17 protein-coding genes are annotated in these 26,283 nt (G+C 42.2%); 10 read left to right on the forward strand and 7 right to left on the reverse strand.

Features of this window, described 5'->3' with window-relative positions; translation table 11 throughout:
- Positions 1 to 29 precede the first annotated feature (29 nt).
- Complete coding sequence (gene purL, locus FLL45_RS11530) at positions 30 to 3,935, forward strand: phosphoribosylformylglycinamidine synthase (protein ID WP_142942153.1); 3,906 nt, start codon at positions 30 to 32, stop codon at positions 3,933 to 3,935.
- Positions 3,936 to 4,103: 168 nt separating this feature from the next.
- Here the strand turns inward: purL and FLL45_RS11535 are convergent, their stop codons facing one another.
- Positions 4,104 to 5,129, reverse strand: coding sequence for a phospholipase A (locus FLL45_RS11535; RefSeq protein WP_142942154.1), 1,026 nt, complete (start codon positions 5,127 to 5,129; stop codon positions 4,104 to 4,106).
- A gap of 221 nt (positions 5,130 to 5,350) precedes the next feature.
- Here FLL45_RS11535 and FLL45_RS11540 point away from each other — a divergent pair, with 221 nt between their 5' ends.
- From FLL45_RS11540 to FLL45_RS11570, 7 genes are all read left to right on the forward strand, one after another.
- The gene (locus FLL45_RS11540; protein ID WP_142942155.1) at positions 5,351 to 6,226 is read left to right on the forward strand and encodes an ATP-grasp domain-containing protein; all 876 of its coding nucleotides are present in this window, start codon (positions 5,351 to 5,353) and stop codon (positions 6,224 to 6,226) included.
- Positions 6,227 to 6,342: 116 nt separating this feature from the next.
- Positions 6,343 to 7,932 (forward strand): protein adenylyltransferase SelO, encoded by a 1,590-nt coding sequence (locus FLL45_RS11545; RefSeq protein ID WP_142942156.1) that lies wholly within the window; start codon positions 6,343 to 6,345, stop codon positions 7,930 to 7,932.
- Positions 7,933 to 7,959: 27 nt separating this feature from the next.
- Positions 7,960 to 8,550, forward strand: a complete 591-nt coding sequence (locus FLL45_RS11550; RefSeq protein ID WP_142942157.1) for a MarR family winged helix-turn-helix transcriptional regulator — start codon at positions 7,960 to 7,962, stop codon at positions 8,548 to 8,550.
- Positions 8,551 to 8,660: 110 nt separating this feature from the next.
- Positions 8,661 to 9,296: a hypothetical protein gene (locus FLL45_RS11555; RefSeq protein WP_142942158.1), complete on the forward strand. Its 636-nt coding sequence runs from the start codon at positions 8,661 to 8,663 to the stop codon at positions 9,294 to 9,296.
- Positions 9,297 to 9,375: 79 nt separating this feature from the next.
- On the forward strand, positions 9,376 to 9,792 hold the full coding sequence (locus FLL45_RS11560; protein WP_142942159.1) for a CBS domain-containing protein: 417 nt from the start codon (positions 9,376 to 9,378) through the stop codon (positions 9,790 to 9,792).
- Positions 9,793 to 10,124: 332 nt separating this feature from the next.
- Complete coding sequence (gene ppc, locus FLL45_RS11565) at positions 10,125 to 12,746, forward strand: phosphoenolpyruvate carboxylase (protein ID WP_142942160.1); 2,622 nt, start codon at positions 10,125 to 10,127, stop codon at positions 12,744 to 12,746.
- A gap of 159 nt (positions 12,747 to 12,905) precedes the next feature.
- Positions 12,906 to 13,733, forward strand: a complete 828-nt coding sequence (locus tag FLL45_RS11570; RefSeq protein WP_142942161.1) for a substrate-binding periplasmic protein — start codon at positions 12,906 to 12,908, stop codon at positions 13,731 to 13,733.
- Between the two features lie 102 nt (positions 13,734 to 13,835).
- Here FLL45_RS11570 and FLL45_RS11575 read toward each other — a convergent pair whose 3' ends face one another.
- Together FLL45_RS11575 and FLL45_RS11580 are read right to left on the reverse strand one after the other, a co-directional pair.
- Complete coding sequence (locus tag FLL45_RS11575; RefSeq protein WP_142942162.1) at positions 13,836 to 15,932, reverse strand: GGDEF and EAL domain-containing protein; 2,097 nt, start codon at positions 15,930 to 15,932, stop codon at positions 13,836 to 13,838.
- A 176-nt stretch (positions 15,933 to 16,108) separates the two neighbouring features.
- Positions 16,109 to 17,149 carry a tetratricopeptide repeat protein gene (locus FLL45_RS11580; protein ID WP_185964420.1) on the reverse strand — a complete coding sequence of 347 codons (1,041 nt, stop codon included), beginning with the start codon at positions 17,147 to 17,149 and terminating at the stop codon, positions 16,109 to 16,111.
- Between the two features lie 284 nt (positions 17,150 to 17,433).
- On the opposite strand from FLL45_RS11580, the gene FLL45_RS11585 reads away from it, so the two are divergent.
- Positions 17,434 to 18,741, forward strand: coding sequence for an NAD-dependent malic enzyme (locus tag FLL45_RS11585; RefSeq protein ID WP_142942164.1), 1,308 nt, complete (start codon positions 17,434 to 17,436; stop codon positions 18,739 to 18,741).
- A gap of 197 nt (positions 18,742 to 18,938) precedes the next feature.
- Here FLL45_RS11585 and FLL45_RS11590 read toward each other — a convergent pair whose 3' ends face one another.
- The 4 genes from FLL45_RS11590 to FLL45_RS11605 all read right to left on the reverse strand — a co-directional run bounded on the left by FLL45_RS11590 (position 18,939) and on the right by FLL45_RS11605 (position 24,717).
- Positions 18,939 to 20,855, reverse strand: a complete 1,917-nt coding sequence (locus tag FLL45_RS11590) for a PhoX family protein (RefSeq protein ID WP_142942165.1) — start codon at positions 20,853 to 20,855, stop codon at positions 18,939 to 18,941.
- Positions 20,856 to 21,415: 560 nt separating this feature from the next.
- Complete coding sequence (locus tag FLL45_RS11595; protein WP_142942166.1) at positions 21,416 to 22,249, reverse strand: hypothetical protein; 834 nt, start codon at positions 22,247 to 22,249, stop codon at positions 21,416 to 21,418.
- Between the two features lie 15 nt (positions 22,250 to 22,264).
- Complete coding sequence (locus FLL45_RS11600; RefSeq protein WP_246075813.1) at positions 22,265 to 23,587, reverse strand: serine hydrolase domain-containing protein; 1,323 nt, start codon at positions 23,585 to 23,587, stop codon at positions 22,265 to 22,267.
- Between the two features lie 254 nt (positions 23,588 to 23,841).
- Complete coding sequence (locus FLL45_RS11605; RefSeq protein ID WP_142942167.1) at positions 23,842 to 24,717, reverse strand: AraC family transcriptional regulator; 876 nt, start codon at positions 24,715 to 24,717, stop codon at positions 23,842 to 23,844.
- Between the two features lie 357 nt (positions 24,718 to 25,074).
- Between FLL45_RS11605 and FLL45_RS11610 the strand changes: the two genes are divergently transcribed.
- Positions 25,075 to 26,238 carry a cation:proton antiporter gene (locus FLL45_RS11610; protein WP_142942168.1) on the forward strand — a complete coding sequence of 388 codons (1,164 nt, stop codon included), beginning with the start codon at positions 25,075 to 25,077 and terminating at the stop codon, positions 26,236 to 26,238.
- Positions 26,239 to 26,283: the final 45 nt, after the last annotated feature.

Genomic DNA, 26,283 nt, shown 5'->3' on the forward strand with positions numbered 1-26,283 from the left:
CAACCCCCCTAGTTATGAGTCAAATCAATATGCTTATACTCCGTGGTGCTCCCGCTTTATCCTTGTTTAGAACCCAGAAATTACTTGATGAAGGAAAAACTTTAGTATCCGATCTCGGTCAGATTTATGCTGAGTATGTTCATTTTGCAGATACCAATGCGGAATTACCTGATTCCAAGTTAGAGACCCTAAACAAATTGTTAACTTACGGTTCCAAAAAGTTAGTTAAAGAAACCAAAGGAGCCTTTGTTTTAGTCACGCCGAGACAAGGCACTATTTCACCCTGGTCATCGAAAGCAACAGATATTGCGCACAATTGTGGGCTGCATGAGGTCAATCGGCTAGAGCGCGGAATCGGCTGGTATCTTCAAGATAATCAAGGACAAGATCTTTCTGACGACGCGGTTACACAACTAATGCCATTGATTCATGACCGAATGATGGATAGCGTGTTTGCTGATTTTGAAGCGGCGGAAGTTTTGTTCAAGCATGAAGAGCCTAAAGCGCTCATTTCAGTGGATATATTAAAAGGCGGTCGCGAGGAGTTAGTTTCGGCAAACTCCTCGTTGGGATTGGCGCTTGCGGAAGATGAAATCGACTATTTAGTGGATCGATTTAACGAGTTAGAACGCAACCCAACCGATGTAGAGTTGATGATGTTCGCGCAAGCTAATTCGGAGCACTGTCGCCATAAAATATTTAATGCAAGTTGGACAATTGATGGTGAGGATAAAGACATTTCACTATTCAACATGATCCGCAATACCCACAAAGTTTCGCCGGATGGCGTACTCTCTGCATACAAGGACAATGCAGCAGTTATCGAGGGCTTTGAGCAACCTCGTCTTTGGTCTGACGCTGACTCTAACGAATACCGTTATCATCTCGAACCCATCCACATTTTGATGAAAGTAGAGACCCATAATCATCCGACTGCAATCTCACCATTTCCGGGTGCGTCGACGGGTTCTGGTGGTGAAATTAGAGATGAAGGCGCGACGGGCCGAGGTGGTAAGCCTAAGGCTGGTTTGACAGGATTTAGCGTATCTAATCTTGAAATTCCGGGGTTTGAACAACCATGGGAAAATCATTACGGGAAACCCGGTCGAATCGTTTCCGCACTCGACATTATGCTTGAAGGTCCACTTGGCGGTGCTGCATTTAACAATGAATTTGGTCGCCCAGCGTTGTGCGGCTATTTCAGAACTTATCAGCAAAATATTGAATTTGATTATGGAGAACAAGTCCGCGGTTACCATAAACCCATAATGATTGCTGGCGGAATGGGAAACATTCGCGAACAACATGTTGAAAAGGCGGAAGTTAAACCGGGGTACCATGTGATTGTTCTCGGTGGTCCTGCGATGCTAATTGGTCTCGGTGGAGGCGCCGCTTCATCAATGGCATCAGGTACAAGTGACGAAGATTTGGATTTTGCTTCGGTACAGCGTGATAACCCAGAAATGGAAAGGCGCTGTCAAGAAGTTATCGATACTTGCTGGTCTATGGGTACTGACAATCCCATCGAGTTTATTCATGATATTGGCGCGGGCGGTTTGTCAAACGCTGTTCCGGAGCTCGTGCATGATGGTGAACGCGGTGGCAGTTTTGAGCTTCGTCGAGTACCTAATGACGAACCAGGAATGAGCCCTGTTGAAGTGTGGTGTAATGAGTCACAAGAACGTTATGTGATGGCGGTCGCCCCCGAAAATCTTGAGAAATTTCAAAGTATTTGCGAGCGTGAGCGTTGCCCTTTCGCAGTGTTAGGTGAAGCGACCGAAGCGTTGCACTTAACTTTGAATGACGAGCATTTTGATAACAAACCAGTTGATTTGCCGATGGATGTTTTGTTCGGCAAGCCACCCAAGATGCATCGTACCGTCGAGTCCGCCAAAGTTGTCGAAAAGAAGTTGCAAATTGATGCGACTTTAGACGAGGCTCTCGATCGTGTATTGACGCTACCGGCAGTTGCTGACAAAACATTTTTGATTACTATTGGCGATCGGACCGTTGGCGGTTTATCGCATCGCGATCAAATGGTCGGTCCTTGGCAGGTTCCAGTCGCTGACTGCGCGGTAACGGCGTCGAGTTTGCAAGCAAATACGGGTGAAGCAATGGCAATGGGTGAAAGAACACCCGCGGCAAATTTAAATTATGGTGCCGCTGCGAGGATGGCTGTTGCGGAATCAATTACCAATATCGCTAGTGCGAAAATTGACGACATCAGTAAGATTCGACTGAGCGCAAACTGGATGGCTGCGTGTGGCGCAAAAGGCGAGGATGCCGGTCTTTTTGAAGCTGTTGAAGCTGTCGGCATGGATCTTTGTCCAAAACTTGGTGTCGCGATTCCTGTCGGCAAGGATTCTATGTCAATGCGAACAGTGTGGGCAGAAGAGAGTGAAAATGGGAACATTGATAAGAGTGTCGTTGCGCCTTTATCGCTGATTGTCACCGCTTTCGCGCCAGTCACCAATATTCGCCAATCGTTAACTCCACAACTGTCACAAGATACTGATACTCGGTTGATTTTGGTCGACTTAGGTCACGGAAAAAATCGCTTGGGTGCAACCGCCTTGGCACAGGTATTTAACCAATTAGGTGACGAGTGTGCAGACGTTGAAGATGCTGAAATTTTCAAACGATTCTTCCAAGCGATTCAGCATCTAAATGCAGAAGGTGTTTTATTGGCTTATCACGACCGTTCAGATGGAGGATTGATTACAACCCTGGCAGAAATGGCATTTGCCGGTCATTGTGGGTTGGATATTGATCTTGCGGAATTATCAAGTGAAGCGTTAAACGTCTTGTTTAATGAAGAGCTCGGTTGTGTTGTACAGATTTCAGAAAAACACAAAGACAAAGTGATGCAAACTTTTGCTCAATTTGGGCTAAAAGAGATTGTCCACGATATTGGGTCCGTTCAGAAGGAACTTGCCATCAAAGTGCATCACGGTGACGCGCTCTGGCTAAATCGAGAATTAATGGATTTGCGTGCTTTGTGGTCTGAAACCACTTATCAAATGCAAGCATTGAGAGATAACCCACAATGTGCTTTGGAAGAGAAAAATGCCAGACTCGATAGTGGTAATCCTGGAATAAAGCCGCATTTAACGTTTGACCCAAGTGAAGATATTGTCGAGCGCTTTGGATATGTCGCTGAGAAGCCGCGAGTCGCGATTTTAAGAGAGCAAGGGGTTAATAGTCATCTAGAAATGGCAGCAGCATTTATCAAAGCTGGTTTTAATGCGATTGATGTTCACATGAGTGATTTGATGAGTGAAAGAGTCAGCTTAGATAACTTTGTTGGCTTAGTTGCTTGTGGCGGGTTTTCCTATGGTGATGTACTAGGTGCCGGTGAAGGTTGGGCAAAGTCGATTTTATTTAATGAAAAACTGAAAGAGGCATTCAGCGAATTTTTTGCTCGAGAAAATACTTTTGCCCTCGGGATCTGTAACGGTTGTCAGATGATGTCCAATCTACGCTCGATTATCCCTGGTACCGACCACTGGCCACACTTTGTAAGAAATTTATCGGAGCAGTTTGAAGCGCGCTTCTCGATGGTTGAAGTAGCCAAAAGTCCATCAATTTTCTTCGAGGGTATGGAAGGCTCAAGGATTCCGATTGCAGTGTCTCATGGCGAAGGCCGTGCAGAATTTGCTGACGAAGCTGCAGCCCAACAAGCCGACAAGTCTGGACTAATCAGTGCGCGATTTATCGACAATTATGGCCAAGTTGCAACCCAATATCCAAGTAATCCTAATGGCTCGCCGTTCGGAATTACCGGTCTCACTTCAACAGATGGTCGGGTAACCATAATGATGCCTCACCCTGAGCGAGTTGCCAGAACAGTGCAGAATTCGTATGCGCCAGCTGAGTGGGGAGAAGATGGACCTTGGACTCGAATGTTCCGTAATGCGAGGAATTGGGTCGGTTAATTGTGAAACGCCCCTCGTTACTAGCGAGGGGCTGTTTGTGGGTTATTAATTTTTGAATTCAAGTTGTAGAAATTGAGTTCTTAAATTGAGAATGTTAGGTTCAATCTCATCAGGTAAATCTAAATTCTATTCTCGCAAACTTCAATCGCTGAAAGCTTTGCATCCGGGTCAGAAAAAATCAGAGAGCAATACACCAATTCCAAACCGTTGTACTGACTCGTTATAATCAATCAGGCTTTCTCCATAGCCATTAAAGTACTGTACGTACCCTTTAAAGCGACTACCCATTGGAAACGTCCAATCAAGCTGGATAGCCCCTTTGTTATCTGAGCGAAGGTTGTTTCGGAACATAACCCCAAATGTTTGGTCGTCCCATTTATAAGTGCTTGTAAACTCGAAGTGACCGAGAAACTTATCAATATCAGGGTTATCGTCACCATCGGGATCATTCGGGTCAAGCTTGTCGTCTTCAGGTAAACGATACCAGGGCTTAAAACCGACAATCCAGCGATCGTTTTCCCATACAAAGTGCGCGTAGATTCGATTCCAGCTTCGAGATTGAGGTTGTGATTGTCCGTTTGATTGGTGTTCGATACCGATTACATTCACTCTATTGGTCCACTCACCGATCGTAAAATCGTTTACAAATCCATAAAAAATTTCGGGCGTGTAATTAGTTTCTCTAAAAGGAGATGATATATCCGTGTTGTAGGCTTGCCAGTAAGATTCAATCGTAAATCCAAAGAATAATACATCTTTGTCTTTAATTAGAGATTGAGCTAAGGGAGCCTTGAAGCTGAGCTGAAACTTTGCTTCCCAGTTATCAAGTAATCCCGCGTAATTGGTATTTTCGTAGGGCGCTTGATTAGGTTGATTAAGATAGCTAATTGGGAGCAAGTAGTTACGTTTATGCGGGGTGATGACGTTTGGATTGTAGACGTTTTTTAACTCTTCATTGATACGCTTTTCTAGCGGTGACAGCTTTTCGATTGTTCCACCATTGTCTTCGGCAATTTTTTGGATGCATTCAGCCTTAACTTGTTCGAGTGTCTTATTCTTATTTTGTTGCTTAAAAGCCTCGAGATAACACACTTCAAACCGAGGGTCATCAGCTAAGTTTTCTATTTCAGCGTTAAGCTGTGGTGCAAAAGAAGCGAGGATGGCGATTGCGTACATTAAATGTAAACGTCTCATAAGCAGTGACTCTAAACGCTACTAGGTTAGGGTGAGATGATAACAAGTTGGTTGATAAAGGCCAGCCGAATATTCAAATATTGTTCCAGTTTGAGGTGCTTAGCCTTAGAATTGAAAACTCTGATTAATCAAAAGCAAAGTGATAGAATCCCTCAAACACAACAGAGGTGTCGATTCGATATGCTTGGAACACCTGAAAAATAGTATGTGATGGTAATCAAATGAAAAAATGCGCAATTCTCTCAATGGATAATACTCAAGACTTTGTAATTTATGATCAGCTTTTAGAAGCGCCGCTAGCGGATGCCGGTTGGCAGTGTGAGACCGTTTCTTGGCGAGCTGATGTCGATTGGAATGAATATACCACTGCGATTATTCGCTCGACGTGGGATTATCAAGATCATGCCGATGAGTTTCTCGAGGTTTTGCGTAAAATAGATGATTCTGATACCCATTTAGATAACCCACTTTCAATCGTTGAATGGAATATTGACAAACGTTACCTCCAGGAACTCCAAGCGAAAGGAGTGGCTATTGTTCCGACAACCTGGTTTGGAGACTATGATTTATCGAAGGTTTTGGCGTGTTTTCAGCAATTTAATGTCGAAGAGCTAGTCATTAAGCCGTGCGTGAGTGCTAATGCTGACGATACTTATCGAGTTAGGATTGACCAGCTTAAAGATAGCTCGTCGATGCTGGCAGAGACCTTTGAGCAGCGCAACTTTATGGTACAACCTTTTATGTCGGCTATTGTTGAGGAAGGCGAATATTCTCTTTTCTATTTTGATGGCCAATACAGTCATGCCATCTTAAAAACACCTAAATCGGGCGATTTTAGAGTGCAAGAAGAGCATGGAGGGCGTTTGAAGAAAATTATTCCCGAACCCGCTCTCCTGGCTGCAGGCGATAATACCCTAAAGCAGATTGCGCAATCATTGCTCTATGCGCGTTTGGATTTCGTAAGACATAACGATGAATTTGTTTTAATCGAAGCAGAACTGATTGAGCCCTCTCTTTACTTCAATCTAGACGAGGATGCGCCGGGACGTTTTGTAAAAGCAATGGAAAATCGACTCCAGCGGTTAGCCGTAATTTAAAGCAATTTGCAGGCAGGGGCGATGCGTGAGGATTAAAAACTTCCTCATGATGGAATAACGGGAAATTTAGTTCAGAGTAAATCGAACCTATTGAAAGGTTGACAACGAGTAAACCGATGAGCATAAAGTTCAAATTACGAAACCGTTTTAGCGAATCACTTCCCGCCGATCTCGAGACGGCTGTGATGCCGCGTCAGGTTCATAATGCGGCATTTTCTTATGTTAATCCGACTCCAGTATCTCAGCCCCAAGTACTAGCCGTATCAACTGAGATGTTGACGTCGCTTGGACTTGAGCAGCAAGCATGGCAAAGTGAGCAGTTTCTTGAAATATTTGCCGGCAATCAATTAATTGAGAACAGTCGCCCGTACGCCATGTGTTATGGCGGACATCAGTTTGGAAATTGGGCAGGCCAGCTTGGTGACGGTCGAGCCATTAACCTCGCAGAGGTTGTCGATGCTCAAGGGAACAATCAAACGCTCCAGCTCAAGGGAGCCGGGTTAACTCCTTATTCTCGAACCGCGGACGGCCTTGCCGTGTTGCGTTCATCGGTTAGAGAGTTTTTGTGTAGTGAAGCGATGTTTCATTTAGGTATACCAACCACTCGTGCGTTAAGTTTAATTCTTACGGGTGAGCAAGTGATGAGAGATATGTTTTACGATGGTAGACCGCAATTAGAGCCTGGGGCGATTGTCTGTCGAGTGGCCCCTTCATTTGTGCGGTTTGGTAGTTTTCAAATTTTCGCCTCTCGTCAAGAAACCGATAACTTAAAAAAACTGATAGAGCATACTATCCGTTATGACTTTCCTCATTTGATGTTGGACGAGGAGAAGCTGACCAGCGAAACTTATGAAGCATTTTTTGATGAGGTTTGTCGACGCACCTGTGAAATGATTGTTCACTGGATGCGAGTTGGCTTTGTTCATGGCGTTATGAATACCGATAACATGTCAGTGCTCGGCTTGACGATTGATTATGGTCCATATGGCTGGCTAGAAGGATATGATCCGCACTGGACGCCGAATACGACAGATGGCGAAGGCAAGCGCTACTCCTTCGGTAATCAACCGCAGATTGCCCAGTGGAATTTACTTCAATTAGCGAATACGCTTTATACTGTCATCGGTACTGCCGACAAGCTGGAAGAGTCATTGCAAAAATTCGCCGATCTCTACACGCACAGTTCGCAGCAAATGTACGCCGACAAACTCGGAATTGGTCGTCACAGAGGAGAGGACGATCAAAAGCTGATCGGTGATTTGTTTGCTTGTTTGGCATCAACCGAAACCGATATGACTATTTTTTTCCGAAATTTGACAAAATTTTCTCAAGAATCCGAGCTAGCCACTTGGTATGAATCGGTAAAAGAAGCGTTTTATACATTGGATGAAATCAACACACAAACCAAAGATGAATTTCAATCGTGGTTTACTCGTTACAAAGCAAGGCTGCAAGTTAGTGAGCTCGATTCTCAAGATAGGATAAGTTTGATGAATCGAACAAATCCAAAATATATTTTGAGAAACTATTTAGCTCAAATTGCTATCGACAAAGCCCATGAAGGCGATTATTCTGAAATCGAGAAATTATTGGACATAATGCGTCGCCCCTATGACGAGCAACCTGAGCATGAACAATATTTTGCCAAAAGGCCTGAATGGGCCCGAACCAAAGCTGGCTGTTCCATGTTATCGTGTAGCTCCTAAACCTCTAAATTAAAGACACATATCTCTATGAAATCTTATCGCCAAACAAGAAAAAGAAAAAACGCGTTCAGTCTGACTGAAAAGCTGGAGCAACCAATCGATCTGTATGATCATTTACCATTTCAGGTGGCTGTTGTTAGTAATCTTCTTCAACTAAATCGAGATTTTTCGATTCGCCAGATTATAGATTTAGATCCGCGAGAGTTGCGCGTTATTTTAAATATTGGTTCATACATGCCCATTAGTAGCGCGGATATTGCTTATCAAGCAAGGTTAGATGCGTATACCGTAAGCCGTGCAGTAAAAACATTAAAGTCGCTCGAGATGATTGAAGTGTTTAGTCGCTCAGACAATAAAAAAGTTAAATTACTTCGGCTAACAGAGAAAGGTCACGAAGTGTATCAAAAGCTTGTTGACGAGATAAATCAACGAACCGAATTTCTAGAATCGGTGATCACGCAAGAAGAGAAAGCGCTATTAATGGAAACTCTGGCCAAAATCGAAGATCGTGCCGAAAAGATGCTGACTGAACATGCGACCGGTGCGTTGAAAAAAGGCATAAATTTACCCGCAGATCAAAAAGAAATCATTCGCTGGCATAAAAAGAGTAATCATTAATCGGCGAAGTTGAACAGCTTGTCTGATTGAAACTTGAAATCTAGTAGTTTCGAATTTAAGGTTACAGACAAGTGATTGATACTGTTTGACAGAAAATTTTCGAGAAAACGATGAACGCTTTCAAAACCTTTATATTGATTTTACTAGTAGTGCTAAGTTCAAAGGGCTTTGCTTATACCGATTCAGATGCAATCCAAAAGCTATTCAAAGAATACAAAGCATTAATCACTAAAAATGATCCGACGACGATTGATAGGATTTCACAAGAGACTATCAAATATTTTGGTCATACGCTTGAGTTGGTTAAGTATGCGACTAAACAAGAGTTGCTTGATGCGAGTTTGTTGGAACACTCAAATGCTATTCTCTATCGGCACGTTTTACCCAAAAATAAGCTAGCCAATATTACGCCGCAAGCATTATTTCAGTTCTCGGTTATCAATGGGTTTTCGGGAGAGGGTAACTATTCGAGGATGGCGATTAGTCATGTTGTGGTTGATGATAAGAAAGCCTTCGCTAACATGACCTTTGATGGGCGAGGAATACCCAATCGTTTTTATTTTAAAAAGGAAGCAGGCGAATGGAAGGTCGATTTGATTGCAATGTTACTGGACTCTGAACGATTTCTCGAGTTTGAATTTAAGAAAAATAAAGTACCAAAGTCAGACTTTGTTTTGGGGTATATCAAGTATGTCACTCAGACGCCGGTGCCAAATGAAATCTACATTCCGCCCTTTCAAAAATAAGCGATAATTGTGCACATTTTCTGGCAGCATTGCGTTTATGTTCTAACCTTAATATAAGAGGTTGTGTCGAGGAATAGCATTGAAAGTAACAGCTTTAATGAGTACAGAGGTTGTCTCTGTCGAATTGGATGATTCGCTTAAAGAAATAAAATCAATTTTTGATGAAAAAGGATTCCATCATCTACTAGTTGTTGAGTCAGGCAAATTGCTGGGAATCATTTCGGATAGAGATTTATTTTTATCTTTGAGCCCGAAAGTAGGCACCAATGCGGCGAGTAAAAGTGATCTAGCGACCTTGCAAAAAAGAGCCCATCAAATCATGTCCCATGATCCCGTGACCCTCAAACAAGACTCCCTCATTCAAGAAGCTATCAAGCTATTCAATCAAGAAGATATTTCGTGTATTCCGATTGTTGATAATGAAAAAAGGCCTGTTGGTATTTTGTCTTGGCGAGATATTATGCGTAAGCTAGGTGAGCTTTATCAACAGTCCTGAACTAATATCAACAGTCTTGAACTAATATCAACAGTCTTGAACTAATATCAACAGTCTTGAACTAATATCAATAGTCCTGAACCAACAGACCGTAAACTAAAAGTCCTGAGATAGTAGTTTGGTAACAGCAAACCCAAACCAGTGGCCCAGAATCAATAATCCTATTCGCGTTAATTAAGCAACAAATCGACACTCAATTCGATCAAATTGTTCAAAGTGGTCTGATGACTTTAGCAAATTATCTCATATAAATACTAAGTATCAGACTTATCGTAGCGGATGTGATTTAATTTTTAATTCCATAACTTCTAATCTAAAAGTCCCTATAAAGAATGAACCAAGAATTATCCTATGACGGGTTGAGAGAGAGAGTACGCTTATTGGGCGATATGTTAGGTGATACGATAAAGCATAGCCTTGGTGAAGATTGGCTCGAGACAATTGAGAATATTCGAGTATTGGGCAAATCAGCAACCGAAGAGAATCAAGAGTCAGTCCAAAAGCAATTGGAAGTCTTATTCGCAGCAATGAATAACGATGAACTTTCTCGTGTCGTGAGTGCCTTTTCGCAGTTCTTAAATTTGGCTAATATCGCCGAAGAACAGTATACCGTTGCTCACTATCAAGGAAATCCAGTTAATGACTATTTGAAAAGACTTAAGGAAGAGGGAGTCGATGGTGAGGTTTTACGACAAAAGGTGAATCAACTTAGTATCGATTTAGTACTAACGGCTCACCCGACAGAAGTTACGCGACGCACGCTAATCAATAAATATCGAGAACTGGCTGACCAGTTACAACAGCTTGATGTCAATCAGGCGCTTGCTAATGATGTCACTCATGTTGAACGGCGTATTGCAGAACTCATCACTCAAGCTTGGCATACGCATAAAATTCGAGAGAGTCGGCCCACGCCAATTGATGAGGCTAAATGGGGTTTTTCGGTTATCGAACATAGTTTGTGGGAGGCGCTTCCTCAGTATGTTCGAGAATTAGAAGATGCCTTAAAGCAGAGTTTTGACATCGAACTACCCCTTGATGCTCGCCCTTTGAAAATGACCTCCTGGATGGGGGGAGATAGAGATGGAAACCCTCGGGTTACCGCAAAGGTAACCGAGCAAGTTCTCTTAATGTCTAAATGGCGCTCTGCCGATCTTTTTATTGGTGATTTAGATAACTTAGCAAATGAGCTATCGGTATCAGTTGCGAGCGACTCATTGATTAAGCTAGCAGGCGGAAACCAAAAAGAACCTTATCGTGTTGTCATGCGTAATTTGCGTGACCAGTTAGTGGAAATCAGAGAAAAAATTTCTGAGAAAATATTAGGTAAAAATATTCACCCAGCTGAATGTGCCTTTAGCGACGAACAGTTGATAAAACCATTACTAGCGAGTTATGAGAGCCTCCAAGCCTGTGGCTTACAGATTATTGCGAATGGCGCGCTCAAAGATACCTTATTGCGAGCTTATTGCTTTGGAACAAGTTTAATCAAACTGGACATTCGCCAGGACAGCGAGCGGCATGAAGAAGTAATCAACGAAGTTACCCGTTATTTAGGTTTAGGCGATTATTCCCAATGGCGAGAACAGGAAAAGCTGACATTTTTGAGAAAAGAACTCGTTGAAAAACGCCCTCTATTTCCACGCCGTTGGCAACCTAGTGAGTCGGTACAAGAAGTACTCGATACAATGCAGGTGATTGCTAACAATGATGCGACGAGTTTTGGTATTTACGTTGTTTCAATGGCTCGTTCTGCTTCCGATGTTTTGGCCGTACAACTATTGTTAAAAGAAGCAGGTGTTGATTGGCCGATGCCTGTTGCGCCGTTGTTTGAGACCCTAGATGATTTAAATAATGCCGAATTTGCGACTCGCCAGTTGCTCGATATTGATTGGTATCGGGAATATATTGAAGGTCGTCAGTTCGTGATGATCGGTTATTCTGATAGTGCCAAAGACGCGGGGGTATTGTCTGCAGCTTGGGCTCAATATCGAGCGCAAGAAAGTTTGGTAGCCCTAGCAAAAGAGTTTGGCGTTACTTTAACGCTTTTCCATGGACGCGGCGGTACAATCGGCCGGGGCGGTGGTCCAGCGCATGATGCAATTCTTTCTCAGCCGCCCGGAAGCGTTGATGGCGGGTTTCGTGTGACAGAACAAGGCGAGACGATTCGTTATAAATTTGGTATGCCGGAATTGGCGGTTCGCAGTCTTAGCCTTTATACGAGTGCTATTTTGGAGGCATTGATTACACCGCCGCCAGAACCAAAGCTGGAATGGCGAGAAATGATGACACAGTTAAGTGGTCGTGCAACTGAAATCTATCGAGGGGTCGTGCGTCACAATCCTGATTTTGTTCCCTATTTTCGCCAAACGACACCAGAGCAAGAGTTGGCGAGCCTACCTTTGGGTAGCCGCCCAGCTAAACGAAAACCAGAGGGCGGAGTGGAGAGCTTGAGAGCGATCCCTTGGATATTCGCCTGGTCTCAAAACAGGTTAGTTCTGCCATCTTGGCTAGGTGCAATGGAATCAATTGCTGGGGCAATCGAAGGGTTTGGCAAAGATACTTTAGAGCAAATGCGACAGCAATGGCCATTTTTTAGAAGTCGTTTAGCGATGCTGGAGATGGTGTTTAGCAAATCCGACCCTCACTTGTCCGCAGCATACGACAAGCATTTAGTCGATAAAGATAAACAGGCTTTCGGAGAGAAACTGCGCGATCAATTGGCCAAGGATAAACAAACATTACTGTCACTCAGTCAGATTGATCATATGATGCAATTTGATCCATGGAACCGAAATAGTATAACAATGCGCATGCCCTATTTATTACCACTTCACATGGTGCAGATAGAACTGCTTAAGCGTACGCGAGCGAACCCAGATGACAAAAACTTGCAAATGACGTTAATGATGACAATTGCTGGAATCGCGGCGGGAATGCGAAATACCGGTTAATCTACTTTTGTAGATGCGGTTTGAGATATTAAGTTTTCTAAACCAAAAATTTGCTCGCAAAGCTCGATAAGTGCGCAATTAAAAACTCAAGAATTGGCTTAAAAAACGAGAATACGTTATGCTTTTATTTATAACGCTTTCAAAATTTAAGGACAATTCTTGAGGCTGCAAAAATCCAATCTTTTAGTTTTAATAATTATTTCTATTTCATCAATAGCTAAAGCCAATGCGCAAGCTGTTACGCGCGATAGCATCCAGGCTGATTCTAATAGTCAACATTGTGAGCTGGTGTATGGATGGGCAGAATGGCCACCACTTCAATACTTTAAAACGAACCGAGAAATAGCTGGCATTCAAACTGAGATGGTGCGAACACTTGCCGAAGATCTAAATTGCAATATAACGTTTTTTAAAAGTGACTGGAGCAATATCGTTGAGCTTATAAAAATTGGCGAAGTCGACTTTACAGCGAATGCAACACCGACAGAAACTCGAAAGCAATTTGCGCTATTTTCTGATGTCTATCGTAAAGATTCTTATGGCATTTGGGTGAAAGCAGAAAGTTTTGCTCAATATAAAAATATGAGTATCGATGAACTCAAGCGTTCGGGGTTTAAGTTAGGGATGACAAGGAGTCATTTTTATAGCGAAGCGCTAGATAACTGGCAGCATGATAAGGAATACTCGAAGAATATTATTTATGGTGATTCATCGGCGATCAGTATGCAACGATTAATCGAGGGACAAGTTAACGGTTGCGTTGAGGATCCACTTATCGTTGGCTACAAAAAACGCATTAAAGTTATTACTGCGGATATTGCTCGATTACCCATTAATATTTTTGGTCACGATGTCGCTTTAATGTTTAGTAAAAAATCGGTCTCACCAGAAACGGTGATAAAATTTAATGAGGCTTTAGCGAGGCTGAAAAAATCAGGAAAATACAATTCAATTTGGTTAGACCCTAAATATCAGTCAGAAGATTGAAATGGATGTTGTGCTAATCAGCCGTACTTTGGTTGACGCTTTTTAATATAAAATATTTGTTATTCTGGTGTGAATCTTTATCAAATAATTGAGGCGTATCGTTCATTTTTTCTTTAAACTATCTAATAAAAAATGTTTAAATTTTTCTCTATCGATAGCGGGACTATACAAGAATCCCTGGAATGAGTGACAGCCAAACTCAACTAATCTATCTCGTTGCATTTCTGATTCTACACCTTCTGCAATAACGGCAAGGCCCAGGCTGTTCGCTAAAGCGACCACTGTTTTGGCAATCTCGGCATCATTTTTATCGTCGAGCAAGTCTCTAACAAAAGATTGATCGATTTTTAGCTGGTCAAGTGGGAGTCTTTGAAGATAGGCGAGTGAAGAATAGCCCGTTCCGAAATCATCAAGTGAGAAACTAATACCAAATTCTTTTAACTGATTCATCTTGCTTTTCGCTTCAGAAATATTTTTTACCAATAGGCTTTCTGTTAGTTCTAATTTTATTTGACGAGGATTAATTGAGTATTGACTAATGATACTTTGAACATCTGTCACAAACTCTTCCGAGAACAATTGGTTGGCGCTGATATTGACTGCGAGTTTAAAGTCGTTACCAATACCAAGAGAAGACCATTCCTCGAGAGCAGAGCAAGCTTCATGTAGGACCCATTTCCCGATTTCGATAATCATTCCTGATTCTTCAGCAATTGGAATGAATTCTCCAGGGGAAATGTCACCTAGTGCTTGGCTCTTCCATCGAATTAATGCTTCGGCCCCCTCAATACTGTTATCCACTTTAATTTGAGGTTGAAAATACACGCTAAACTCATGGTTATTCAGGCTATTGCTCAGTACTTTTTCTACGGTAACACGCCGTTGTAAATCTTTTTGCATTTGCGGATCGAAAAAGTGGAGTGTATTTCTGCCAGAACCTTTTGCTTTGTACATGGCGAGGTCGGCTTGTCTGAGTATACTGCTAGGATCTTTGTCGGCACCACGAAACAGAGTCACACCAATACTAATGCCAATTTGTTGCAAGCCAATGCTTAGTTCAAATGGTTTTTCCAGTAATGCTAATAACTTTTTACAGAGTCGTCTCGCCATTAGCACTGCTTGAGTTTCTTTGGTGGAAAGGTTGCTCAATATAATTATAAACTCATCTCCACCAAATCGACCGATAGTATCTGATTCTCGCAGCGCAGTTTGAAGTCTATTAGCGACTTGGATAATTAGTTCATCGCCGACGTCATGCCCCGCGGTATCATTAACTAATTTAAAATGATCCATGTCTAGAAAGAGTAACGCGCCGAAATGCTGAGTACGGCTACTTGCGGCTAAAAGTTGGCTGAGTCTATCTTGTATCAGCGTTCGATTAGGAATACCGGTAAGCTGGTCGTAAAGCGCTAAGTTACGCGCTTTTTCTTCGGCTTGTTTGCGCTCAGTGATATCAATATTGACGCCAATCATTTGGGTTGCTTTACCCAAATCATCAAAGAAAATTTGTGCTTTAGCCAGCACATGGCGGATGTCTCCGTTAGGCCGAACCACTCTAAATTCAGAATCAAAAGGTATTCGATCATTGATGGCAAGTTTAAGCTCTTCCTCTGCTCGCCCAATGTCTTCGTGATGGACGCCTTTAACCCAAGTTTCGTATGCACCGACAAAATTTGCTTCATCAACTCCGTAAATACGATACATCCACTGATCCCAAATCAATGTGTCCGATTTCAGATCAAGCTCCCAAATACCGATCTGGCCGGCATCTGCGGCGATAGCTAAACGTTTTTTGCTTGCGCGGAGCTCAGTATCACCAACAAATCGTTCGTGATAAATACAAACATATCGTTGATTTTCAATGACAATCGGAACGGCTCTCATTAAAAACCAGCGAGTTTCGAAAGGAGAGTGGCAAGGGTATTCGAGTGGCGGAAATGAACCTTGTCCGTTTAACATCAGCTCGAGTGACGCCAAAATATTAGTGCATTGAGCGTCGCCGTCGTTACTCGCTTTTCTGCAAACAGAGAGATAATTGACGCCAATCCAGTCGGATGTCGGGGCATCGTTTTCCAGGCCAAACTTAACCCACGCCTCGTTAGCATAGACGATAGTTCCGCTTTCGTTTATGACTGCAATATGGGCAGTTGAATGCTCTACTACAGAACTAAACAAGTTGATGTTTGGGCTCTGTGACAATCACGCTCTCGCAAATATAGGGGTATCCTCAAGAATAGCCTAGAACGCTTGCTTTTGCCGGTTTAAAGTTAACACCTAGTAATCTTCTTTGGGTGTTAGTTCGATGAAAAACATGAATATCTTTAGTCACCTATTCAATCTTGGACTTTAAATAGGAAAAGGCCTATTAAATGAAACTACTTATTTTGTTTTAAGCGCTTAGAAAACCGTTTAAATTCCTTGCTAAATTGACGGTCAACAAAGGATTTTGACTGTATTTCTTCGAGTATAACTTTAGCTTGCTTGCTATTTCCCTCACGCCAATGTATTTGCGCGATGCGAAGTTTTGCCCAGTACAACTCAGGAAGTTTTTCTTGTTGAGGATAAGTAATATAAGTCTTGAGAGCATATATCCCCATTTTTGATTGGAGGCCACTAATCGCCGAAGTTTTGCCGACTTGATAAAGTGACATTAATTTTTCTGACAAAGAGGCGCTTGTCGACCATTCGGTACTTTCCTTGGCGTTCAACTTAATGTTCACTATCGGTAACAAAAGTTCAAAGACTACTTGGTAGTTTTTGACTTGTTGATAAGCATAGACAAGTCTCAGGCGGTGATTAATTGAATCTGGCAAGTTTTCAAGCACTTGTTGATGGACGGCATTGATGCCTTTGATATCTTCTTTTTGTTGATAGATGCTAAGTTCTGCGAGCAGACCTTCACCGATGTCGAGTAATTTGATTTGGTGACTTAAAGCAAGAGACTTTTTGAGAGAACCGCCCGCAATACTCGGGGCAAACAAATAAAAACGTTGCAAACCAATTAATGAAGGTAAGTGGTTTTTATCTAAAGCCAGTGCTTGTTGAAAACTTTTTTCGGCGGTCTTAGCGTATCCTGGCGCAAATAGAAAAGACGCTTCACTAGCCAATCGACTTGAGGTCCTCGCTAGCCAATAGTATTCATCTGGATTATTAGGGGGGTACTCGAGCGCTTTTTTGAAAAAATGTTCAGCTTGTTCAGTGTTATCGCTGTCAAAATTAATTCGTCCCAAATAGTAAAGACAATCCTGAAATGCAGAGAGTTCTGTTTTTACAGACTGACAGTACGTTTTTATCGCGGAGAAGTTTTTAGCTTTAAAGTTTTTTTGCAGCAAGGTACCTGTCGTCTCATTGGCAGATGTAGATGAGCTGAATACAATTATTGCGATCGAAATTGACAACCAATATTGTATCGTCATAAATGACTCCATTATTAAAGTTAGTGATTATTTTAAGGATTGTGCGCGAATATATTAGTGCCGTAAGTCATTGTTTAAAATCATGACTTTTGACCTATTCACACGACTTGGTGTTAGGAGACTCTGCTGAACGATCAATCAGTCAATGACCATATAGCAGACAATTCATGAGCTTCTTGTGGGGGGAATGAATAAAAATAATTTTTAATTGGTTGTGTACTTGGCTATCTTTGTTAAGCTTTCATTAATAACGGACTAATTGTTAAACTTTAGATAGAAAACTTATGAAAATTGTTGAAATTTTGCTCGTCGAAGCCCCTCATCAACCCGGTAATATGGCGAAAGTGCTCACAATCATCGGTGATATGGGTATTACCGTCGAAGGGTTAAATGCCATACGTCGATTGTATAAGGACACGGTATGGGAATTAACCATAGAATATGATGATTCTTTAGATATGCAAGTGCTTGTGGATCAAATCAATGCGTTACCAGAAACAAAAGTGGTGGGTAAATCTGATCGCGTTTTTAATCGACATAAAGGTGGCAAGATCAAAACTCAGTCTAGTATTGAAATAAATTCACTGGAGGTTTTACGAGATGTCTACACTCCCGGTGTGGCGAGGGTGTGTCAAGCCATAAAAGCCGCACCAGAAAAGATAAAGGAATATACCAATATTCAAAATACGGTCGCTATAGTGACTGATGGAACGGCAATCTTAGGTTTGGGCGATATTGGACCTGAAGCAGGTCTGCCGGTTATGGAAGGTAAGGCTGCGATATTTTCTGAGTTGGCGGATATTTCTGGCGTGCCAATACTATTAAAAGAGAAAGATCCATTGCGTATTATCGAGACTGTCGAATCAATCTCTTCCTCTTTTGGGGCTATTCTTCTGGAAGATATCAAGGCTCCCGAGTGTTTTCAAATTGAAGCGGAATTAGTCCAGCGTCTGGATAAACCGGTATTTCATGACGACCAGCATGGTACCGCTATAGTAACGCTTGCTGCGCTTTTGACTGCGACCAAGCGAGTCGGCATGTGTATTAAAGAAAAGACTTTTGGTCAAATTGGTCTTGGCGCAGCAGGCATGGGGATCTGTAGTCTGCTTTTGGAATATGGTGTCAAAGAAGTACTTGGTGCGGATATCAATGAGAAAGCAAAAAAGAAACTCCGTGGTGATGGAGGAACTCCGGTATCGCTGGAAGAACTGATGCAAAAAGCCGATATCGTCGTCGCGACAACTGGGGTGAAGGGCTTAATTAAACCTGAAATGGTAAGAGAGGGCCAGATCATTATGGCGCTTACTAATCCCGATCCAGAAATAGAGCCTGATGTTGCGTTAGAGCATGGTGCCGCTTTTGCTACAGATGGTAAAACAGTCAACAATATGCTGGCTTTCCCAGGGTTGTTCAGAGGAACACTCGATGCCGGCGTGACTAATATTACTCACCAGATGAAAATTGCTGCCGCGGAGACGCTTTCGAGTTTAGCAAAGGAAGATGCTCTGGTACCTTCAGCGCTCAACAAAGAGGCCCATCGAGCAGTCGCTGAAGCGGTTTATGATTCGGCGTTAAAACAAAAGCAATACTAACATTTTGCTGATGATATGCTGACAGTTGAAGTATTATTGAGTTTTATTATTCTATCAGCGGTTTGAATACTCTTGAGCCTGTTTGTAGCGGTTTTGTTGGGATAAATGAGCGGAAAAGAGACAGGCTAGGTTAATAAAAGTGAGACCCAAAGCGCCATTCTTTAAAGACTGGCTCTTTGGGTTTTGGTTTAATGCCATTAAGAGCCGATAATGCCGCCATTTTTACGCGTAATCACCAAAGTACAATCGCGCGGAATAGTCTGACCATCAAAGTCTGCTGGGAAGTTAGTACTTGACGGAGAACCATTACCTGGATGTTGAATGTTTACGAATGCCGTTCGTCGATCGGGTGTCATCGTAAAACCTGTAATTTCATCACTGCTAACACCGACCAACAAACGCTTGGGTTCGGGATTTTCTTTGGTCGTATCAATGACAACTAACTGATCTTGTAATCCGTCTGGTTGACCACCATCGGTGCCAATAAATAAACGACCGTCTTCATCGGCGTATGCTAGATCGGGATCGGTAAATACGCCTTCAGTACCTCGTGTCGATGAAGCCAACAAATAAATGTCCCAAGTGAAAGTCGTACCTAGGTGACCATCGGAGTCTGTTGTACGGATTATGTGGCCATCTGAATTTGGCGCTTCTGGGTTTGCGACATTCGTCTCAGTTCGATTCGAATTATTCGTACATGTCCAGAAGACTTCACCATTCTTCCCAATAGTGGTCCACTCTGGGCGATCCATTGGTGTTGCGCCAAGTATGTCTGAAGCAAGTCGAGCAAAAATCAGTAACTCAGCTTGTGAGTCGAATCGCGCTGCCAGTAAAGGGTTGTTGATAGTTAACTCCAACCATTCTCCTGTACCGCCCTCATCGAAACGAGCTACATAAAGTTTACCTTCGTCAAGAGGGCTTTTTCCTTCAGCAATTGCTTGTTCCCACGGCTGATCCGAAACATATTTGTAACAGTAATCAAAACGCTGGTCATCGCCCATGTAAGCGGCGATACGGCCATTTGAACTCTCTGCGATCGCAATTGCCTCATGCTTGAAGCGACCAAGAGCTGTGCGTTTTACTGGTGGTTTTGTTGCATCATAGGGGTCGATTTCAACGATCCAGCCAAAACGATGTTGTTCATTTGCATAGTCCTCATCCGATAAGTCGAATCGCTTATCAAACAAGTGCCACCCGTAACCAAAACCGAGTGCATTCAAGCCATAACGGTCCTGCTCTTCTGTTGGGGTGAACTCATTGTTAGCCCCAAAGTAGCCATTGAAGTTTTCTTCACAAGTCAGGTAGGTACCCCATGGCGTTGGACCAGAGCCGCAGTTATTCACGGTTCCTAGCGGGATGTTTCCGTTAGGGTTTTGTAGTAATTCAGATGCCGCTGCTGGACCAGAAAAATTAACTGGTGTGTTAGCGGTAATACGGCGAGAATTTTTGCTTTTAACTACTTTCCAACCTCGAATATAATTGTATTTAATTTTAAGGACTGAGACACCATGGACATTTTGAGAAAGTCGAACGTCCTCTAAGCTCTCTGGCATATCTTTGCCGAGTGCGTGAGAGTTAGTGCCAAACTCATGGTTAACACAAAGCATACCTTTAGTACTGCTTTCGATATCACGATGGCCATATCGACCATTTCTCCAGGAAATTGGAAAGAACCACATTCCATCGTGACCAAGACCAGTTTGCAGTGCAGCTTCTGCAGAAGTCGGTCGCTTCATCGGATCGCCGCTGTATTCTGCTGTAGCACCTGGCTCGATTGGTGTACCCCAAGGTATTAGTACTTGGTATTGGTAATCATCAGAGATTGTTGGCATTGTAGTATCAACGACATCCTCAATTTTCACCGGATCAAATTTAACCAGTTTTCTGCGACCACGACCACGTCCTCTACCTTTATCTCCCCAACTCGCAGAAGCTGTAGGTGCTAAGAATGCTGTTGCTGCGGTTGCGACACCACCTTGGAGCACTGTGCGTCTGCTTAGGCTGTTTTTAATAATCGAAGCGAAAGAGCGATTACCTGATTTGTTTGAAGGCGTGTTTTCTATTTCGTCGTGCAACTGAGCGTTGTCTTTAGTTGTGTTTTTGATGTCAGACATTTGGCTGTTCCTTTAAAAATAATAAATTTTTGGTTTTACTTAACTGCCTACTACTTCTGTTACTAATCTACTTCTGTTACTAATTTCTTTAACTTGCTGTTTTACTGTGATGGTTTTTAATTTTTCGATACGACATCCTAGATTCGAGATGTGACACTTGTGTTGAATATTTATTACAGTGGAATTACATCCGTAAAACTTTGAAGGCATAGCCATACATAAATTAGACAAATAGAAAGTTAACGAAGAAGGCTGGTTTTGGTTACAGGTTTGTGAAATTAACGAGGATTGAAAGGGGAGTTTGTCAAAAGAGCTAGCTGCGGGTGATAGGCGTCAATGTGATCTTTCAAATAGGTATTGTTGATAGTTTTTTGATCGAAAGAAATCTATTAAAACAGTATCTCAGTAAAACAATTTGCTTCTTGCTTGATGAACCTGTTGCTATTAATTCGTTCATTAAGTGCTTCAAATTGTTGCCAAGTTATCGTCGATTATAATAAAGACACGTGTAGATTGAGCTGTTTTTATCGCGCAACCTGTTTTTATTGTACAACCTATTTTTATCGTACAACCTCAAGGCTTCCCTGTTCTGTCTCACAGAGTATGGTTGACACATTTTCGGAATGGGGTTTTTGGTCATTAAACTTGAAGAGAAAATTAAAGCAGCGCGCCTTTTTTATTGTGGTAGCGTTTACCAGCGTAATCTCACCGCTCCTTGTTGTTGCCGGGTTTTTCCACGCCGTGGTTTTCCCAAACTCAGAGGCATTTATAAGCGCTTGTACTGTCTCTAGAATCATTTCTTTGTCGGAATTGTCGAGAATTATTTCTTCGCTTTTAAATATCGAAAATACCGAATTGCCGATACCCGCAATCAGTTCAAACGGTGCTCGTAGTGCTCCGGAAAAGACACCTGCAACTGCGCCTTCACTTGTCTCTTTTCCAATGTTTCGTGATTCAGTAATTAAGGATTCAACTCGTGTAATTGAAACAGGAATCTCCTGGCGGACTAAGTTTATTTCTTGAATTCCTGAGTTTAAAGTTTCTCGCGCGAGCTCTGCTTCTTTTACGATAATAGGAACCAGAATTCGCCAGTTTTTTGATTCAGTTAATGCTACTGGGAGTTGAGAGTTTAGCTTTTCGGCTTCTTTAATGGTCTCATTGATACTCACTCTAATTTGTTCCGATTCTTTGAGTATTGCCGGGATTTGCTTTTTGATATCGGCGGCTTCAGCGACAAGTGGGGCAATGTTCTGATTAACTTTTTCAACCGTATCGATTATCTGGGGCAGACTGGAATTTATGTCGCGCAATGATGCCGCAAAGTAAGTTATTGCGCCGGCGAGAGCCAATAGACTCAAAGACAACAAATATAAAGCGGCGTTTTTAAGTTGCATAATGACCCTTTGAAACTATCTGCCGCTTCTTAAATATTGGGATAACGCTTCATAAGCGGGCAGTGAAGTTGGATCGATTTTCGCATTTTTTGCTGTCGGGTATGATGCAAACCTCACCAGCACCATTTCGGCTTCTGGGTCAATATAGATAGTTTGTCCGTAAACGCCTCGTGCCGCAAACGCCTTGCTATCATTGTGGAAGAGCCACCACATACTTTTATAACTCCCCCCTGCAAGAGTTGAATATCCAGCTTTTTCAAAGGCTGCTTTGTCACCGCCACGCATAATATTTTCAACAGCAGCAGCGGGGATTATTTGGTTGCCATTTAAGTTGCCTTTATTTAGCACCATTAAACCGAATCGACCCAAATCTCTTAAACCTGCGCTGAGTCCGCCTCCAGAGAATGGAACCCCTTTACTATCTACTGTGATATAGGCGTCCTGCTCAGCTCCGATTTTTTGCCAAATTTTGTTTGAAAACAAGTCTGCAATACTTTGTTTCGCAACTCGTGCAACAATCCATCCCAACACATCGGTATTTATCGTTCGGTAACCGAAAGCGTCACCATGTTTTCCCGAGGACTTTACTGTTTGAAGGTACTCATAGTAGCCAACAGGTCCATCATAACCTTTAGGTTTTGGTAGGGGACTCGCGGCAATGGAGTATGTCCATATATCGGCTTTAGGGTCCGAATAATCTTCGCTGTAGGTTAAGTTAGTCGTCATATCCATCACTTGCCGAACAGTTGCATTGCCAAAGCCACTAGCAGAAAGTTCAGGAATAATATTCTTCACCAATTCATTCTCATTGAGTCGCTCTTCTGCGATGAGTATTTCAGCCAACAACCCGACTACTGATTTGGTCATGGACATTGCCGCGTGCTTTCCAAATTCATTTAAACAGCCTGATTGTTTTTCGTAAATAATTTTACCCTTATGGATAATCAGAATCCCGTCGGTGTAATTAGCGTCAAGAGATTCTTTCCAAGTCATATCCTTGTTGCTATTTATGGGCTTAAACGTCAAAGAGTCGATATTTTTGTCTAGTTGATAAGTGAACAGCGTTGGACCAGACAGACCTTTACTGATATTTTTTGTTGGTAAAAGCTCTCTTATGTGACAAACGGTCCAACGAAGTTTCGGAAAGCTAAAGTAGTTTGATTCGGGCTGCATGATTAGTTTATCTGGAGGCGGTGGAAATCCTTGCATCCACTTCATTGTCTTGGGATCGCTTTGCTTAGCGTTAAGTATTTTTGAATGATGACTACTTTGTGTCAGGCCTACTGTGGAAAAAGCGCTTAGATAAATTGCTAGACATAATTTAAACATTGTTTGCATAATCTTCAGAGAGCTCCTGTAAATGCTTAGCAGTAGACAGTTTTAGTATAAAAGTTAATTTTAGACGCCAAATAAAACAGTCAGGAGGGGCAGGATAGACTAGATGGCTCATCGAGTATCACATTAAATGAGATTGGCAAATGCTGTCAATAGTCTGAAAAAGCTGAGTTAAAGTTGATTGGTAATTGATATCACTCTCTTGAGATTAAATTAAGTTGCGCAACTCCAATCGTATTTAAATCGCTCAACAAGGTTTAAGTAACTTTCACCGGTATCCACCAGCGGACTCCCATATCTTTCATCGGTTTAAACGGAATCGGAAAATAAGCAGCGACGTCAGGCTTGTTACCATCTCTTTCGTAGCCGGTAGCATTAAACCAGTCGCCATAAATTGCACGGTTAGTTTTCATTGAAGTTTGATAAGTGCAATTAAACTCAGCATAGGTCGCTTTTGGAATTTTGAAGACTTCAAATGATTTATTATCTACCTCGACAGGTTTTTCTATCGCAAGTACATCAGTAAATAAATCTCGGCTCCCTGAGTCATTGGGGAAATATACCGACATCATCGGAGCGTCCGAAACGAGCCCCGCTCGTCCATTGGTTATTTCATATAACGCCTGATACTCACTCGAACTCACATAGTCTTTCCAAAATTTTGGCCCCTGTTTAACAAACTCTTCGAACTCAAAGTTTTTACTTTTGCCAAGCACTTCAAAAGCTGGTTGTTCAATAATACGGTAATCTAACATTGGTTTTCCTTTCGAATTAAATTTACAAGATGCCCGCCTAAAAGCCTTCAGTTTCACCTGACCAGAACGAGCTGCGCTCGGAGTGACGCCATGGATGTTACGGAATGCACAAGTAAACGCGTTTGGAGATTCATAGCCGTACTTAAAGGCAATATCGATTATTTTTGTATTGCCCAAGACTACTTCGCTTGCCGCTTTGGTAAGTCTGCGCCGGCGAATGTATTCTGCCGGAGTCGTATTAAACTGCGCGTAAAACATCCTGTGAAAATGATACATTGACGAGTAAGCCTTTCGCGCGACTTCATCTATCGAAATATCTGCATCAAGGTTATTCTCGATAAAATCGAGTGCCAAGTTCATACGTTGTGACCAATCCAATCTAAATTTCCTCCCGTTGTTAGTTAGCCTATCTGAACATGGAGCGATGGGACTCACCTTTTTTTGCTGTAGTTCAAATAGAATATAACGTCAATTTGCGACCAATGCAGACTTTGAGACCAGACTTGGAGACAGTCATGCGGTAGTTGAAATCAAGCTTGCCACTGAATTGAGCGCTGCGACAGGGATTAAAGCGGGCGGTGAACCGATAAAGTTTTTCTATCTTATTATTTTAAATTAAGGTAAATTGAATACCATGCAGAATAAAAAAACAATAATTTAATCAGTTAGTTACAGATCGAATCTGGTTTTAAGGTTGACCCGATAACATTTAGATTAACTAGAGGCAAGCCGTCGATGCACATGGATCCCGCCATGCCCCAATTGATGGGGGTGCTGTTACTGCTGTTGTTTACTGGAATGTTGTTAAAAGTCCTAAAGCAACCGCACGTGATTGCCTATTTAATTGCTGGAATCTTTATCGGTCCTTTTGGGATTGAACTCATCACTGACACCGAGGCGATTACTCGCTTTGGTGCGATGGGCGTAGTACTTTTGCTGTTTTTCGTTGGAATGGAAACCGATCCGAAAAAGCTTGCGTCTAACTGGCGGCTTGCAATAATCGGAACCTTAGTACAAATCGCTTTAAGTATACTATTTGTTTACTTGCTCGCATTCTGGTTTGATTGGAGTATTCAGCGAACCATCCTTATTGGATTCGTTATCAGTCTTAGCAGTACTGCTGTAGTCATTAAATTATTACAAGATACCGGAATTATCCACACGAGAGCAGGGCAAAGTGCTCTGAGTATCGTACTCGCTCAAGATCTGGCTATTGTACCTATGCTTATCTTGTTAGGGTTACTGGGGGAGAATAGTCTTGAACCAATTCATTTAATCAAACAAGGCGTTGGCTCGTTCGTTATTGTTTTGCTTTTAATGTATGTTTTTAAAAAGCCCAAATTAGAACTTCCATTCAGTCGTTGGTTTAAACATGATCATGAGCTTCAGCTTTTTGCAGCATTGGTTATTTGCTTTGGATTAGCCTTCATTACAGCATGGTTTGAGTTATCCACGGCGTTAGGTGCGTTTATCGCGGGAATTATCATTGGGGTAGCGAAAGAAACACAGTGGGTACAACATGCGCTAGAGCCATTTAAAGTATTATTTCTAGCGCTATTTTTTGTATCTGTTGGGATGTTATTAAATATTGATTTTTTACTGACTAATCTTGTCGAAACTTTAGCGCTTGTGATCGCGGTAATATTAACGAATACATTCATTAACGCGCTAATACTCAAGTTCGCAAAGTTCAATTGGAAAGACAGCTTGTATACTGGAGTGCTTTTATCGCAAGTCGGCGAGTTCAGCTTTGTTCTTGCCGCAGTAGGGTTTCAATCGTCTATAATCAATGAATATGGATACCAGCTAGCTTTGTGCGTGATATCAGTTAGCCTATTAGTGAGTCCCGCATGGATAGCTTTTGGACGCAGTGTTATTGGCTGGAATGAGAAAGATTAAGTGGCGATTGACTCATTGAATGACAAAATAGCCCATAAACAAAAT

The sequence above is a fragment of the Aliikangiella marina genome (assembly GCF_007004765.1).
Lineage (GTDB): Bacteria > Pseudomonadota > Gammaproteobacteria > Enterobacterales > Kangiellaceae > Aliikangiella > Aliikangiella marina.